Raw genomic sequence first — 15,361 nt, forward strand, 5'->3', positions numbered from 1 at the left:
AATGGCTTTTCATTTTTTAAGACCTTGGTGGCTTTTAGCTATTGTTCCTGTTGTGGTCTTTGTGATATTACTTTTGAAGCATTCATCACAAGCAAATGGTTGGGCTAAGTATTGTGATAGCCATTTACTAGAGCATATACTAGTTGGCCAGCAATCAGCGCCAAAAAAATCACTTATACCATTGATATTTTTGTTTGTTTGGATTGTTGCTATCTTTAGTTTGGCTGGACCAACTTGGAAATACAAGGATGTACCAGTTTATCAAAAAAATACATCAAGAGTTATAGCATTAGATGTTTCGCAATCTATGGATACTACAGATGTTTCACCAAGTAGGCTAGAGCGAGCTAAGTATAAGATATTTGATATTTTGCGTCGAATAAAAGAAGGACAAGTTGGTATGATAGTCTTTTCAAGTGAACCATTTGTGGTATCACCACTTACTTCAGACGCTAATACTGTTGAAAACCTTGTTGCTGTGATTAACACAGATATAGTCCCAGTACAAGGACATAATATCTATAATGCTCTCAAAAAATCAGCGCAGCTAATTGAACAAGCTGGAGCACAGCAAGGACAAATAATTTTAATAACAGATTCATCACCATCTCCACAAGCAATAAGTGAAGCAAAGCAGCTTGCACAACAAGGAATAAAAACTGATGTCTATGCAATAGGAACTCCTATGGGAGGGATAGCTAAGGATGAAAAAGGTAATTATTTAAAAGATGGTCAAGGAAATATTCAATACTTTGGTATTGATTTAAATAAGCTTGAAGCCTTAGCAACGGCAGGAGCTGGAAAATTAGTGACGCTAACAGCTAATAATAGCGATATTGAAAGCTTATTAGCAGATCATCAAGTAAGCACCACAAAAAAATCAAAAGAGCAGTCAGCAAATATTTTCTGGCAAGATGAGGGTATATATTTTATATGGTTGGTGACTATTTTGAGTGTATTTCTTTTTAGAAGAGGTATTTTGGAGAGAGTATGTCGCTAAGAAAATTAATGGTTATTTTATTGCTAGTGCCGAGTATTTGCCTAGCAAGTAAGTGGGATGATTTATGGTTGACAAAAGACCAGCAGGGAATGAATTACTATAATAATGGTGATGTCAAAAAAGCTGCACAAGCTTTTGAAAATAGTAATTGGAAAGGAGTTTCTTATTATAAAGCTGGGGATTATCAAAAAGCTTATGAGGAGTTTAAAAAAGATAACTCAGTAAAAGGACTATACAATCAAGGAAACTCACTTACTCAGCTGGGAGATTACACCAAAGCGATAGATGCTTATAAACAAGCTATCAAAAAAAGGCCAGATTTTGAAGATGCAAAAAATAATTTAGAAATTGCTAAAGAGTTAGAAAAACAGCAAAAGCAGCAACAGAATTCACAAAATAACAATAATAATAACAAAGACAACAAAGACAATAAAGACAATAAAGACAATAAAGATAATAAAGATAATAAAGACAATAAAGATAATAAAGATAATAAAGATAATAAAGATAATAAAGATAATAAAGATAATAAGGATAATAAGGATAATAAGGATAATAAGGATAATAAGGATAATAAGGATAATAAGGATAATAAGGATAATAAGGATAATAAGGATAATAAGGATAATAAGGATAATAAGGATAATAAGGACCAACAAGATCAACAAGATCAACAAGATCAACAAGATCAACAAGATCAACAAGATCAACAAAACCAGAGTGAGCAAGCTAAAATCGATCAGCGCCAAAAAGAACTTAATAATAAAGAAGCAAATAAGCTTTTATCAATGATAGATGATGATCCTGGTGGACTTCTTAAAAATAAATTTGCACGTGACTACCAGAGAATGATAGGAGACAAGCGTGAAAACTAAGTTATTTAAACTAATAAGTATATTTATATTATCAGTAGCTATTTTGAACCTAAGTTATGCTAATGTCTCAGCAAGTGTTGATAGAACACATCTTGAAAAAGGTGAGACATTTGAACTAGTGTTGCATTTGGATAACTTTGATATGCAACCAGACTTAGATGCTTTAGATAAAGATTTTACTGTTTATAATACTAGCACTAGTAGTAAAACCACTATTATAAATGGCCAGCAGAGCTCTCAATTTGAAATGGTTGTAACTCTTATGCCAAATAAAACTGGTAAGCTAATAATACCGGCAATTAAGGTTGGTAACCAAACCACAAAACCGATTAATATAGAAGTTGATAAAGAGCTATCAAATGAGGAAGAGAGTAATTATCAAGATTTGTTTGCCATAGGTTCATTAGCTACTAATGAAACTTATGTTAATGTGCCAGTTTTATATACTTTGAGGCTATATTATGCGACACCTATTTTAAGCTTGCAGCCTAAGCCATTTGATATAAAAAATTCTGAAATAAAACAAACCAATCATAGAAAAACTTATCAAAAACGTATTAATGGTAAGATGTATGATGTTGTTGAAGAAAGCTTTTTGATAATTCCTAATACTACTGGAACTATACGTGTGCCGGCTATTGTTTTAGAGGCAACAATTCCAAATACTTTTGGACAGCTAGGTACTCGAGTAAAATACTTCTCGACAGAGGCAAAACTTTTCAAGGTCAAGCCAATTCCAAATGATATAAGTATCAATGATTGGTTTCCAGCAGCTGATGTGCAAATTAGTGATAATTGGTCTGCTGACAAAAATATAAAAGAGGGCGAGCTTCTAACTAGGACTGTCAAGATTAAAGCAAAAGGTGCCTTAAGTAATAATATTCCAAAGCTAGAGTTCAAATCCTCTGATGCTTTTAATGTCTATCCTGAGAAACCGGAGTTACAAGATATAGAGCAAGCCAGTCAACTAACTGGTATTGCTACCTATAAAATTGGTTACATGCCAGTTAAACAAGGTAAAACGACTATTCCGGCAATCAAGCTTAAGTGGTTTGATGTTGACAATCATAACTCAAAAATAGCTAGTATAAATGCTAAAACTTTTGATGTTCAAAAAGGCAATATCCCAAGCTCTAGTTTTGTTGCTAATGCTCAGCCATTATCTTCACAAATTATACAAAAGATTGTTAAAGATACCTTTTGGCGTGATGTTGCAATAGGACTTTTCATATTGTGGCTTATAACACTTATACTTCTTATAAAATGTAGATTCACAAAAAAAGTCACTACAAAGGCTGATGAAAAGCAAGCTGATTTACATCAAAAACTTACTGGCTTAAAAGAGATAAAAAAAGCTTGTCATAACAAAGATAATATTCAGCTACAAAGAGCAATTATTGGCTGGGCAAATACTCAAGTTGATAAGCAAATATTTTCATTACTTGATGTTGCAGAAGTATTTCCGCAGTTAAAAAGCATATTAAAAGAGCTAAATGCTGCAATATATGCTGCAAAAGGTTTTAATCGCTACCACGAGCTGCTAAATTTAATCAAAAGAACAACCAAAAGTGATAAAACAAAATCTGATAATTTAGTCAAAGGGCTATATGAGTAGTTGATTATGAGGAAAATATTACTAAGTATATTTATGCTGTTATCTTTTGCTATTTCAGCAAATTCACAAACTGTACTTATAACAGGTTTTGTTGCTTTTGGTGGCGAGAAGATAAATTCATCTTGGCAAGCAGTTAAGCAACTTCCTGATAATATCGATGGGGCTAAAATCATCAAAAAACAACTTCCAGTTTCATTTAAGGGCTCTGTTGATAAGTTAGACAGATTAATTAAAGAATATAACCCTGATGTCATTATTGCTGTTGGGGAAGCAGGTGGTCGAGCTGCGATATCTATTGAGAGAGTAGCGATAAATGTTGATGATGCTAGGATCACAGATAATGATAACTATCAGCCTAAAAATATCAAAATATCAGCAACTGGTAAAAATGCTTATTTCTCTAAATTGCCAATTTATCAAATCCAAGAGGCAATCCAAGCACAAGGTATTTCAGCATATATATCTAATACTGCTGGGACATATGTTTGTAACCATGTGATGTATCACCTATTAGAAGTGCTCAGCAACAAATATCCTAATAAAATAGCTGGGTTTATACATGTACCATATGCACCGCAACAAGTTGTAGATAAAGCAGATATACCTAGTATGAGTACTAATGATGCTAAACAAGCATTAAAAATAGCTATACAGACATCGTTAACTAAGTATAGGTAGTTTTATGAAAAAAGACTGGAAATATTATTTAGGGATATTGTTTTTTATTTTATCATTTGTGCCATATATAGTGGTTTTTGCTGTTATGCCTTTTTTAGGATTATCTACATCTAGTTATCTAGCAGCTTCATCAATATTATTAATTAGTGCTGAAGGGATGTTTGTAGTGTCTGTGATGCTTTTAGGTAGAGCAATAATGGATACAATAAAATCAGCAATAAAAAAAGTTTTTAAGTCTGCATTTACTAGTCAAAAGCCTATTAGTCAGACAAGGCATGTTATAGGTTTAGGAATGTTTTTTACTAGTTTGATTTATCCGACTCTGATTACTGAGATGATACTGTTATTTGATAAGGTTCAACAGGTTGGTCAACTAACTATGATGCTTATTTTATTTAGTGGCGATGTTATATTTGTAGCTAGTTTCTTTGTCTTAGGTGGTGAATTTATTAGTAAATTAAGAGCAGCATTTAAGTATCACAATTAATATTTTTTGATTTCAACTTTTGTAGTAAATATATTGATGATGAAAGTAGAGTTTAAATCTGTTGCCAAATATTGGTGATTACAGTATAAGTTACAAATATTTACAAAATATACATATTAGGTAAACATCTTTGGGTTAGTCTAATCAGTAAAATTTTCATAACTGATATATTAAAAGGAACTGCAAATGACTAATAACCCAAATAAAGATGCTATTTCGATTTTGAATCAAGGTAGGTCACTTTCTCAATCAAGTAGAATATCTATAAATTCTAATTTAAGGCAATTATCTACTTCTTACGAAGCTACAAATAAGGAGTTCTTAATAGATTTATGTATTGAGGCGACAACTTATGTTAAATATAAATTTTTAGGAGGAGGGCGTACAATACATATAGACAATCTAGCCTATGTTGTACCTGATAACTTAGGTCTAGCTATTAAAGATATGCTATCTAAACTGAGAATTAGCCCAGAAGATTTCATCAGAGAATTAGCTCAAAAACTGCAAAAGGTTGACACTAGTAGATACAAGGTTGGTAGATCTGCATGGACTAAATCATTATACGAAAATCCTTATTATGTACTCACAGAAGTAAAGAGAAAAATTATGCTAACAGATACAATATCGGGAAATTTTAAATTAGAAGATAGGGATATAGCTCAGTTTTATAAGGATGTTAATAGACAGACTCAGGTAAAAATAATTAAAGGTAATAAGAAAATGGTCATAGGTCCAAATTATGATCAAGAAGATAAACAAAGGTCAACACTGCAGCAGCAGGATAAGCTAACTAATAAAATAAGAGATTTTTTAGGTTGCGACGAGTTCAATAAAAATAAACACTCGATATTTGGTTGCCATCAGGGTATCCTAGCTGATATTATGGCTACATATTATGATATGGGTAATTCTGTAGAAAGAGTTAAGGCTCAATTATTAATAGATACACGGAATACTAGATCTGCAACAACTTTTTTTAAAATAGATTTAGATACCCAAAATCATCTGCTTTTTTTAAAGAGAATAAAAAGATTTTCAGAAGACAGTATTTCGATTTTAGACCAAGATGAACAAGATGCCTATAAGAGTTTATTTGGCGATAATTATCAACAACTGTTACTTAGACCTAGAGGATTTGCAGTTGATGCGGTTGTAAACCTAGACTTTAATAATAAAAGATTTACTTGTAATGCTACGTTCACCAAAAATTAAATGTATAAAATATTGTTGATTTAATACCAAAAGGGCATTGAGTACTTCGATAAATTCAGCAACGACTTTTTCAATCTAAGAAAAAAAAGTTTCAACTCTGCTCAGAGCCAGCTTTTTGTATTAAAACAACGATTAAATCAACAGTTTTTATATTGTAAATCAATTATTGAATCTGTGATTCACAGATATTGTTTCAACTTTGTTATTGTTAATTTAGTGGCATAAATAGCTATTTTTACTAATATAATTTATAAATTGTATTGTTATTATCTGCTAAACTGTTAGTTAAAGCGATTATAATTGTTTGATCAAAAAAATCATTTTATACTAGATTATTCAGTTTATATTGATTATCAAATTTTAAGATATTTTTATGAAAGTAGAGTTTAGAGTTTTACAAACACAAGATATTAATCAAATGTTAGATGACTTAATTGCTGCAGTTATCAAAGAATATAATTTGCAAAAGACTATAGCAATTTTAGCGCCTACAGGTATTGCAAAACATCTGGATGATAAATTATGGCAAGATGGACAAGATTCTTTTATCCCGCACCATTGCGCGATAAATACTAGAGAATATAATCGATATAAAAGTATTCCAATCTTAATAACCGATAATATGTTTATTACATCAGGTTTTGATGAGTTAATTAATTTGATAGATATTCCTATCGATTCTAATAAAGTGTCTGTAAGCAGCTTAGTTGAGTTTGTATATCAGGATAAAAAAGTTATTGAAAATTTACGTAAGAAGTATGTTTACTATAAAAAATTAGGTTTTGATATCAAAACTGTTAATTATGGTAATGTACCAAATGAGTATTAAATAAAATTCAGGAAACAGTATGGATATAAAAAAATTAAAGCAAGTAGAAGAAAATTTTTTATCTATGTACCCAGAAGGTTTTTATAGTGCTGAAATGCAAAAATTAGCAAAAAAGCACAAAATGGAACAAATGATTAAGCAAACACAAGGGTTCTTCGGTAAAAACTTTGCCGATGATGTGGAAACTGCTTGTGAAAATATGGTAAAAATAGTAAATCAGTCTTCCATGGTATCACTATTTGAAAAACCGAAATTTAGGGATGCTGTAAAGGCAATGTCGACACAACAAAAAAAAGATTTGGTTGAAGGCTTAGAGCTATTTCTTCACGACAGTAATAAACAGCAGCAAGGATTTGACAAAATGCTAGATGTTCTTAAGCAGTTTAAATTAGCTAAATGGTCATTGTTGACTATAATTCCTAATTATTACCATCCCGACAGAGAGGTATTTGTAAAGCCCACTACAGCGAAATCAGTTATAGGTTTTTTTAAGTTGGAAGGATTGGTTTATAAACCACAGCCAAGCTGGAGTTTTTATCAAAATTACCGCAAACAAATATTAGATATGAAAAATAGGGTTAATGCTAATCTTGCTACCAATAATGCTGCTTTTTGTGGTTTCTTAATGATGAGTATTTAAAGGAGTCTACCGTATAAATAGTTTATTGATTTTATTCACAATGCTATTATTTCCAAGCTACTTATTCTTAAAAAGGTACAAATTAAAACTATGTTTGGGAGATGGTGATGAAGAAAATTACTATAGTTGCATTTCTAATGCTTGCCTTTATTATGGAAGCCTTTGCTCAAAACATTCCGAAAGATTTTGTAAATGTTAAAGATATTATTCCATCTATACAGTTAGATATAAGGTATGCCACTAATTTTAATTTTGTGGGTAAAAGAATAGCTGGCTATGTAGAAGGTAAATGCTACTTAACGAAACAAGCAGCTAATGCTCTAAAACAGGTTCAAGATCAATTATTGCCAATGAGTTTATCTTTAAAGGTTTATGATTGCTATAGGCCTCAAAAAGCGGTGGATGAATTTGTAGAGTGGGCAAAAGATATTAATGATACGAAAATGAGAACTACTTTTTATCAAAAAGTTAAAAAAGAAAATCTCTTTAAAGAAGGTTATATTGCGGCAAAATCTGGGCATAGTAGAGGGAGTACTGTAGATTTAACTATAGTGCCTTTAGATAGTAAAATTCCTAAGCATAGATCAAAGCAAATATCATGTGAGTTCTCCTACAATCAGCGTGACCCTGACAATAGTTTAGATTTTGGTACAGGTTTTGATTGTTTTAGTCCAAAATCTCATCCTGACTATCAGGGTGTTTCAGCTCAAGCAAGAGCAAACAGACTTTTGTTACAGACGCTGATGATTAATGCTGGTTTTAAACCTCTGGATACAGAATGGTGGCACTTTACACTCAAAGATGAGCCTTTTAAAGATACATATTTTAATTTTGACGTTTAAATAAATTTATAACGTGTATTTTTACTATTAACCTTGCTAAAATTATTGGCATTAATTTTTTTCTAGAAACTTAGATATTTACGGCGTTATAAATGACTCAAGAAATGAATAAAAATTACAATCCAAAAGAGATAGAGCAAGCAAATTATCAAAACTGGGAAGCTGCAGGTAAGTTTGCTTGTGGTAATACTGATTCAAAAGAAACTTATACAATAATGTTACCACCACCAAATGTTACTGGAACTCTACACATGGGGCACGGTTTTCAGATGACACTTATGGATATCCTTATCCGTTATAATCGTATGACTGGTAAAGATACATTATGGCAACCTGGTACAGATCACGCTGGTATTGCTACGCAGATGGTTGTTGAAAGACAGCTTAATGCTCAATGTATTTCAAAACATGATTTAGGGCGTAAGAACTTTGTCAGCAAGGTTTGGGAGTGGAAAGAGCTTTCAGGCGGAACGATTACATCACAAATGCGTAGAATAGGTGCTTCGCCAGACTGGCAGCGTGAAAGATTTACAATGGATGTTGGCCTTTCTGATGCGGTTAAAAAATGTTTCATCAAACTGTATGAGGATGGTTTAGCATATCGTGGTGAGCGATTAGTAAACTGGGACCCTAAACTAAAAACAGCTGTATCTGACTTAGAAGTTGTTCAACTAGATAAACAAGGCTCATTATGGCATTTTGTATATCCAGTAGCTGATAGTGATGAGAAGATTATAATTGCAACGACTCGTCCTGAGACAATGCTTGGGGATATGGCGGTTGCAGTTCATCCTGAAGATGAAAGATACACACACTTAGTTGGTAAAATGATAAATCTACCGCTTACAGATAGACAGATTCCAATTATTGCTGATGGTTATGTCGAGAAAGATTTTGGAACAGGTTGTGTCAAGATTACCCCAGCACATGATTTTAATGACTATGAAATGGGCAAAAGACATAATCTACCAATGTTAAATATCTTAACTGATGATGCTAGTCTAAACACCAATGTGCCAACAAAATACCAAGGCTTAGATAGATTTGAAGCACGTAAACAAATAGTTGCAGATATGGAAGCTTTAGGCCTTTTAGATAAGATTGAGCCACATGCTCTAAAAGTACCAACAGGTGATAGAACAGGCGAAGTTTTAGAGCCATATCTAACTAAGCAATGGTTTGTCAAAGCTGATATACTTGCCAAGCCGGCTATAGAAGCGGTTGAGAAGGGTGATGTAAGATTTGTGCCAGATAACTGGAAAAATACCTACTTTGCTTGGATGAGAGATATTCAAGATTGGTGTGTATCACGTCAGCTATGGTGGGGGCATAGAATCCCAGCTTGGTATGATGAAGCAGGTAATGTCTATGTCGGCGAGTCAGAAGAAGATATTAGAGCTAAATATAATTTAGCTGCTGATATTACTATCAAGCAAGATGAAGATGTCTTTGATACATGGTTCTCATCGGCATTATGGCCGTTTAGTACTTTAGGTTGGCCTGAAAAGACTCCCGAGCTTGAGAAATACTACCCAACAAGCGTGCTGGTAACTGGTTTTGATATTATCTTCTTCTGGGTTGCTAGAATGATGATGTTTGGCATGTATTTTATGAATGATGTGCCATTTAGAGATATTTATATTACTGGACTTATTCGTGATAGTGAAGGTCAAAAAATGTCAAAATCAAAAGGTAATGTTCTAGATCCAGTTGATTTGATAGATGGTATTTCATTAGATGAGTTACTGCAAAAAAGAACAGCTGGTTTAATGCAGCCACAGATGAAAGCCAAGGTTGAAAAAGCAACTAAAAAAGAATTTCCAGAAGGTATAAGCGCTTATGGTGCAGATGCGGTGAGATTTACTTATGCAGCATTAGCTTCTACATCTCGTGATATTAGTTTTGATACTGCTAGGGTGGAGGGCTATCGTAATTTCTGTAATAAACTTTGGAACGCTTCAAGATTTGTGATGATGAACCTTGGTAATTATAAAGTTTGTGATAATTATGAGCTAGGTGTTGCAGATAAATGGATTTGGAGCGTTTTAAATACGGCTGTTGCTGATGTGCATAAACATCTTGCTAACTACCGTTTTGATTTAGTGGCAAATACTATTTATGACCTTGTTTGGAATAAATACTGTGATTGGTATGTTGAGTTTGCCAAAATTACTTTAAAAGATGAGTCACTATCAGACAAGCAAAAAAATGGAGTTAAATACACACTTACTAAAGTTTTAGAAAATATCCTCGCTTTAGCACATCCACTGATACCATTTATTACAGAAAGTATTTATCAACAGCTAAAAGCTCATCTTGATAATGCTCAACAAACAATTATAGATGTAAGTTATCCTGTGGTTTCTCAAGTTTTAGTAGCTGAAAGTGCTGAAAAGGCTATCACATGGTTACAAACTGTAGTAACTACTTTGCGTAATATGCGTAGTGAAGTCGATATCAAGCCATCTTTAGAGATTTCTCTAATTGTCAAAGATGTCGCAGCTAAAGATAAAGAATACTTAGATCAATCTGAGAGTTTTATAAAAGCTTTAGCTAAAGTCAAGGATATTGAGTTTAATGATAATCCACCAACATCTTTATCACAAATTGTTGAAGGCCTTGAGCTAAATATCCCATTAGCAGGTTTGGTTGATATTGAAGCTGAGAAAGCAAGGCTTGATAAAGAACTAGACAAGCTAAAAGGCGAAGTTGATAGAGTACAGAAGAAGCTATCTAATGAGCAATTTGTCGCAAATGCTCCAGAAGCTGTAGTTGCTGCAGAGCAAGAAAAGCTTGCTAAATATCAAGAGCTTTATGCTAAGACTTTAGAAAAGAGAGAGGCTTTAGTAAGATAGAGTTTGTGTTAAGAAAAAACTCAGCTCTAATTTCTATCTAAAATAACAAACGCAATCCATTTATATCTCTAAAAAGATTCTTTTATAAGAATTTGCCTAACTATTTTTTATATTGAAACAATTAATTTTCTAGTTTAATCTTAAAACAATTTTATTGTGGCCTAACTAGGTTATAAGTTTTAGCAAAAATAGGATGTTAGTATGAAAAAAGCGTATGTATTAATTGATTACTTCTTGAAGGTTTTATTTATGGTGATATTTTGGCTTGTCGCTGGTGTTTTTATAGGCTATGCGGCAGTATATTTGATGTCACCTGAATATATTTATAATGCTTTGCAGTCACATGGTTTTGTTTGGATATCTATATATGGAGCAATAAAAATATCAGCTTTTGTTACTATCATTTTTGCTGTTATTTTTGCGTTATTTGATCAGAATAAGAAGTTATTAATTGTTCCGATGATAGTTTCAATCTTAGTTTTATATTTTATTCAACATCTTGTCTGTACGGGGATATTATCTTATTTAGCTGCTTAAGTATTTCTTTTTATCAATATCTATTTATCTATACCATTAATATCAGGGCGCCTCCAAAATGCCATATTTTTATCGATTTCTTGATAAAAGATTTCTAGTACCCTTTGAGCTGATTTTTCACCATAAGCACCGACACCATAAACCATAGTTTCACCCTGGCGCAATAGCTATATCACATCAGTTCTAAACTTTTACATACCAAATTAAATTAAGAGTCTTTCCATCTAACTGTATAAATTCACTTACATAAACTTCTGCATTCTCTCATCAAACTCAATAGCGAAGTAAGGCTTAGCCTCATTCCAGTATCTCACAGGCATGGACCATTTTTTTAGTCAAATTATCTGGGCTAATTAATTTTTGAGTATACTTTTCTCCTTCAAAAAAACGAGTTTTAGCTAAGTTAATTAATGGTTCAAATAATGTTGGATAATTATCAAGTTTTTTAAAATCTATACCATTTACAATTGCTAATAACCAAATAGTTACATAGCGACCACAATCAGTCTGAAGAGGTGCTTGAAGACCGAGGTTCTCTATTTTTTTTGATAGTTCTATCTTAGAATTGAGTGAATTCTTATAATTTTCAGCAAAAGTATCTAATGCACTCTTTAAGTTTTGTTTATAACTGTCATTGTTTATAAGACTTAACAAGCTATCATAGATTGTGATTTCCTTTACAAAAATTTTATTATCGATTTTACATAAAGTAACGTGACTAAAAGGCTTATTACCTTCTACTATAAAAGTAAAAGGACAATATACATTTTCACTTAAATTTATTTTGTCTCTTATACTTTTTGCAGATTCCAATTTTGGTAAAAACTCTTTCTTTGATTGATATTCAAAACCGGACCAGCTGTCTTCTAAATTATTTAAGCTTTTATTTTTAGATATATTTTTATCAGTACAATACTGTTTATATGGATCCTGACAATCTAAATATTTAGAATATACAAATAATTCTTGCAATTCATATTCAGTTAATATTAATATCTTTTCATCTACTATTTTATATTTTAATATTTCTTGTATGAAAGTATTAGGTTTAGTAGATAATGGCTTGGTGAAAATCTTATTATTCTTACAATAGTTTGAAAAAGTATGCTGCATAAAGGTTATTCCAGACTTATTAATTGTATCTTTCACCATAGAATTTAATTCTTTAACGACACTTGACATATTTTCATTAAATTTAAGGCGCACAAAATTATAGGAATCATCTTTAAATACTATAGGATAGCCAGGTTTAGGGCTTGCTTTATTTAAAAAATTAAAATATTGATTATCAAAATTACATCTAAATTCAACAAAATGACTGACTTGGTATCCAAATTTATCTATAAAATCTGTATCTTGTAGTTTATTATAGTCATAAACTATAAAGTCATCAATTTCATCTTTGTTGCTTTTAAAGCTACGTAGATATGAATTTAATATTTTTTTGATATCTTTACTATCAAAAAGATATGCACGCTTTTTATCCCAAAGTCCTAGTCCTGTATTTGAAGAAATCTCATAAACAAAATTTTTATTGGTAAATTCAAATTCTTTATAAGAGTTATTATAATCTTCAATAGCATATATTTTAAAATTTTTTGTTTTTACATTGAACATCTTGGCTGCAATTTATTTTCTATAAGTTACAGAGATATTATATAAAGCTCTGTCGCAAACTCAACATTTAGGCGTAATTTTTCTAAAATCAGTATCCTTTAGATACAAGTTATGCTGCTCTTTTGTTTAATAGGATCTGCTTTAGGGTGGCTATAAGTCTTTTTTTTTTTATATGTTATTTCTAACCTTTGTAAAGCATAGCATATACAGCTTTGGCTTACTCCAAAGTGCTCTGCTCTTTCATATTGATAATCATCACGGTAAGCTCCTATATCTTCAAGTAACTCTGTTTGGGTTAATTTAATTTCAGGTCTAGATTTGGTAGCTTTAGGTTTAATTTGTTTACTCCATAAATATACTGAGTTTTTACCAATTTTAAATCTATCTGCTGTAGCTTGGTATATTAATCCTTCCGACTCTTTTATCGATAATACTTTCTTACGAAAATCTAGTGAATAGGTCATTGTCTCAAATACAAAACGTTATAACTAAAATATAATGATTTGGCTATAAAAAGTTTAATATGGTTTTTATTTGAAATGCGGTTAAATCAATTCATTGCTACAATCCATAGATTTTGCTGTGACAAGATATTTTATTTCTGTACCTTTTGAATGTTATCTTAGTTAATTAGCTTTAGTATCTATATAATTAAGCTATTGAGTTAAGTTTTTAGGAGATGAGCTTTGCGTAGAATAGAAACAGATAGTACCGGTCAAATAGAAGTTGAGAATGACAATTATTGGGGCGCACAAACACAGCGTTCTATAGAGCATTTTTCTATAGGTAGTGATTTAATGCCAATAGAAGTTATTAGAGCTCTTGCAATTATCAAAAAAGCAGCAGCTATGACAAATCATCAATTAGGTATCTTAGCGCAAGCTAAAAAAGAAGTTATCGTTGAAGTTGCCGATGAGATAATCACTGCTAAGCTTGATGAGCATTTCCCATTGCATGTATGGATGACAGGCAGTGGAACTCAGGCAAATATGAATGTTAATGAAGTGATTTCAAATAGAGCTATTGAGCTTCTAGGTGGCAAAAAGGGCAGTAAAAATCCTATCCACCCAAATGATGATGTCAATATGTCTCAATCATCAAATGATACTTTTCCAAGCGCGATGTATATTGCTACTGCGCTTGAGATAAATAATAGACTCTTACCAGCTATTGAGTATATGCAGCAAGAATTAGCTAACAAAGCAAAGCAGTGGGACAATATTGTCAAAATCGGTAGGACACATATGCAAGATGCCGTACCACTAACTTTGGGTCAAGAGTTCTCTGGTTATGCAGCATTACTAGAAAATAACATTCAAAGAATCAAAGAATCTTTAAAGTATCTATATCAGCTTGCTCTTGGGGGTACAGCTGTTGGTACAGGTTTAAATGCTCCAGATGGTTTTGCAGAGATTGCCGCTAGTAACATTGCTAAAATTACAGGCTTGCCTTTTGTTTCAGCTACCAATAAATTTGAGGTGCAAGGCTCACATGATGCTTTGGTTGCTGTTATGAGTCAGCTCAAAACTTTAGCTAATTCATTGTTTAAGATTGCTAATGATATTCGCTTACTTAGTTGTGGACCGAGAGCTGGCTTTCATGAGTTATTAATTCCTGAGAATGAACCTGGCTCATCAATTATGCCTGGTAAAGTTAATCCAACTCAATGTGAAGCTATAACAATGGTTGCTGCACAAGTGATAGGATATGATGTTGCGGTTGGTATCGCTGGTAGTGCGGGTTATTTGGAAATGAATGTTTATAAACCGTTAATGATTTTTAATATTATACAATCAATTAGAATAATCTCAGATAGTTGTCAAAACTTTACTAAGTATTTATTAGTTGGGATGCAACCAAACAAACAAAAAATTGATTATTACCTCAAAAACTCATTAATGTTAGTAACAGCTCTTAGCCCAGTTATAGGTTATGATAAGGCAGCAAAAATGGCTCATTATGCTGAGCAAAAAAATATTTCTCTAGCTCAAGCAAACCAAGATCTAAAATTTTTGTCAGCAGAGGAGTTTGATAAGGTGGTTGATCCTTATAAAATGACCAAGGGCAGCAGATTATAGAAATTAGTTTTTTGCTAATTAATCAAGATGCTAATCTAAAGTTAACCTATTATTTATCACTAGTTTTAATCCTTGAAACAATTTGTTTTCTAG

14 protein-coding genes and 1 pseudogene are annotated in these 15,361 nt (G+C 32.0%); 12 read left to right on the top strand and 3 right to left on the bottom strand.

Features of this window, described 5'->3' with window-relative positions:
• Position 1: 1 nt before the first annotated feature.
• From CGC45_RS00945 to CGC45_RS00995, 11 genes are all read left to right on the top strand, one after another.
• Positions 2-1,000, top strand: a complete 999-nt coding sequence (locus tag CGC45_RS00945; RefSeq protein ID WP_071628550.1) for a vWA domain-containing protein — start codon at positions 2-4, stop codon at positions 998-1,000.
• Complete coding sequence (locus CGC45_RS00950; RefSeq protein ID WP_114702006.1) at positions 991-1,875, top strand: tetratricopeptide repeat protein; 885 nt, start codon at positions 991-993, stop codon at positions 1,873-1,875. The genes CGC45_RS00945 and CGC45_RS00950 overlap by 10 nt, the downstream gene beginning before the upstream one ends.
• Entirely contained in the window at positions 1,865-3,490 is a 1,626-nt protein-coding gene (locus CGC45_RS00955; RefSeq protein WP_071628551.1) for a BatD family protein, read from the top strand. The genes CGC45_RS00950 and CGC45_RS00955 overlap by 11 nt, the downstream gene beginning before the upstream one ends.
• 6 nt (positions 3,491-3,496) lie before the next feature.
• Positions 3,497-4,168, top strand: a complete 672-nt coding sequence (pcp, locus tag CGC45_RS00960) for a pyroglutamyl-peptidase I (RefSeq protein WP_071628552.1) — start codon at positions 3,497-3,499, stop codon at positions 4,166-4,168.
• Between the two features lie 4 nt (positions 4,169-4,172).
• Positions 4,173-4,655 carry a transporter suffix domain-containing protein gene (locus CGC45_RS00965; RefSeq protein ID WP_071628553.1) on the top strand — a complete coding sequence of 161 codons (483 nt, stop codon included), beginning with the start codon at positions 4,173-4,175 and terminating at the stop codon, positions 4,653-4,655.
• Between the two features lie 186 nt (positions 4,656-4,841).
• Positions 4,842-5,870, top strand: a complete 1,029-nt coding sequence (locus CGC45_RS00970; protein ID WP_071628554.1) for a hypothetical protein — start codon at positions 4,842-4,844, stop codon at positions 5,868-5,870.
• Positions 5,871-6,243: 373 nt separating this feature from the next.
• Positions 6,244-6,699, top strand: a complete 456-nt coding sequence (locus CGC45_RS00975) for a DNA polymerase III subunit chi (protein WP_071628555.1) — start codon at positions 6,244-6,246, stop codon at positions 6,697-6,699.
• Between the two features lie 19 nt (positions 6,700-6,718).
• On the top strand, positions 6,719-7,339 hold the full coding sequence (locus CGC45_RS00980; protein ID WP_071628556.1) for a hypothetical protein: 621 nt from the start codon (positions 6,719-6,721) through the stop codon (positions 7,337-7,339).
• Positions 7,340-7,446: 107 nt separating this feature from the next.
• Positions 7,447-8,181 (top strand): M15 family metallopeptidase, encoded by a 735-nt coding sequence (locus CGC45_RS00985; protein ID WP_198150410.1) that lies wholly within the window; start codon positions 7,447-7,449, stop codon positions 8,179-8,181.
• A gap of 92 nt (positions 8,182-8,273) precedes the next feature.
• Positions 8,274-11,036 (top strand): valine--tRNA ligase, encoded by a 2,763-nt coding sequence (locus tag CGC45_RS00990; RefSeq protein WP_071628558.1) that lies wholly within the window; start codon positions 8,274-8,276, stop codon positions 11,034-11,036.
• A gap of 201 nt (positions 11,037-11,237) precedes the next feature.
• A complete protein-coding gene (locus tag CGC45_RS00995) occupies positions 11,238-11,573 on the top strand; it encodes a hypothetical protein (RefSeq protein ID WP_071628559.1) in 336 nt (111 codons plus the stop codon).
• Positions 11,574-11,593: 20 nt separating this feature from the next.
• Here the strand turns inward: CGC45_RS00995 and CGC45_RS09180 are convergent.
• The 3 genes and pseudogenes from CGC45_RS09180 to CGC45_RS01010 all read right to left on the bottom strand — a co-directional run.
• A pseudogene (locus CGC45_RS09180) lies at positions 11,594-11,728 on the bottom strand (L-lactate dehydrogenase); the annotation flags it as partial.
• A gap of 142 nt (positions 11,729-11,870) precedes the next feature.
• Complete coding sequence (locus tag CGC45_RS01005) at positions 11,871-13,190, bottom strand: hypothetical protein (RefSeq protein ID WP_071628560.1); 1,320 nt, start codon at positions 13,188-13,190, stop codon at positions 11,871-11,873.
• 98 nt (positions 13,191-13,288) lie between these two features.
• The gene (locus CGC45_RS01010; protein WP_071628561.1) at positions 13,289-13,654 is read right to left on the bottom strand and encodes an IS630 transposase-related protein; all 366 of its coding nucleotides are present in this window, start codon (positions 13,652-13,654) and stop codon (positions 13,289-13,291) included.
• A gap of 222 nt (positions 13,655-13,876) precedes the next feature.
• Between CGC45_RS01010 and fumC the strand changes: the two genes are divergently transcribed.
• A complete protein-coding gene (gene fumC, locus CGC45_RS01015; RefSeq protein ID WP_071628562.1) occupies positions 13,877-15,268 on the top strand; it encodes a class II fumarate hydratase in 1,392 nt (463 codons plus the stop codon).
• Positions 15,269-15,361 lie beyond the last annotated feature (93 nt).

Source organism: Francisella opportunistica (assembly GCF_003347135.1).
Lineage (GTDB): Bacteria > Pseudomonadota > Gammaproteobacteria > Francisellales > Francisellaceae > Francisella > Francisella opportunistica.

What these genes read in the sequence shown, in the direction of transcription:
- pcp (WP_071628552.1), top strand. Translation starts at nt 3,497, where the DNA reads ATGAGGAAAATATTACTAAGTATATTTATGCTGTTATCTTTTGCTATT.
- CGC45_RS01005 (WP_071628560.1), bottom strand. Translation starts at nt 13,190, where the DNA reads ATGTTCAATGTAAAAACAAAAAATTTTAAAATATATGCTATTGAAGAT.
- CGC45_RS00965 (WP_071628553.1), top strand. Translation starts at nt 4,173, where the DNA reads ATGAAAAAAGACTGGAAATATTATTTAGGGATATTGTTTTTTATTTTA.
- CGC45_RS00980 (WP_071628556.1), top strand. Translation starts at nt 6,719, where the DNA reads ATGGATATAAAAAAATTAAAGCAAGTAGAAGAAAATTTTTTATCTATG.
- CGC45_RS01010 (WP_071628561.1), bottom strand. Translation starts at nt 13,654, where the DNA reads ATGACCTATTCACTAGATTTTCGTAAGAAAGTATTATCGATAAAAGAG.
- CGC45_RS00970 (WP_071628554.1), top strand. Translation starts at nt 4,842, where the DNA reads ATGACTAATAACCCAAATAAAGATGCTATTTCGATTTTGAATCAAGGT.
- CGC45_RS00995 (WP_071628559.1), top strand. Translation starts at nt 11,238, where the DNA reads ATGAAAAAAGCGTATGTATTAATTGATTACTTCTTGAAGGTTTTATTT.
- CGC45_RS00985 (WP_198150410.1), top strand. Translation starts at nt 7,447, where the DNA reads ATGAAGAAAATTACTATAGTTGCATTTCTAATGCTTGCCTTTATTATG.
- CGC45_RS00950 (WP_114702006.1), top strand. Translation starts at nt 991, where the DNA reads ATGTCGCTAAGAAAATTAATGGTTATTTTATTGCTAGTGCCGAGTATT.
- CGC45_RS00975 (WP_071628555.1), top strand. Translation starts at nt 6,244, where the DNA reads ATGAAAGTAGAGTTTAGAGTTTTACAAACACAAGATATTAATCAAATG.
- CGC45_RS00945 (WP_071628550.1), top strand. Translation starts at nt 2, where the DNA reads ATGGCTTTTCATTTTTTAAGACCTTGGTGGCTTTTAGCTATTGTTCCT.
- CGC45_RS00990 (WP_071628558.1), top strand. Translation starts at nt 8,274, where the DNA reads ATGACTCAAGAAATGAATAAAAATTACAATCCAAAAGAGATAGAGCAA.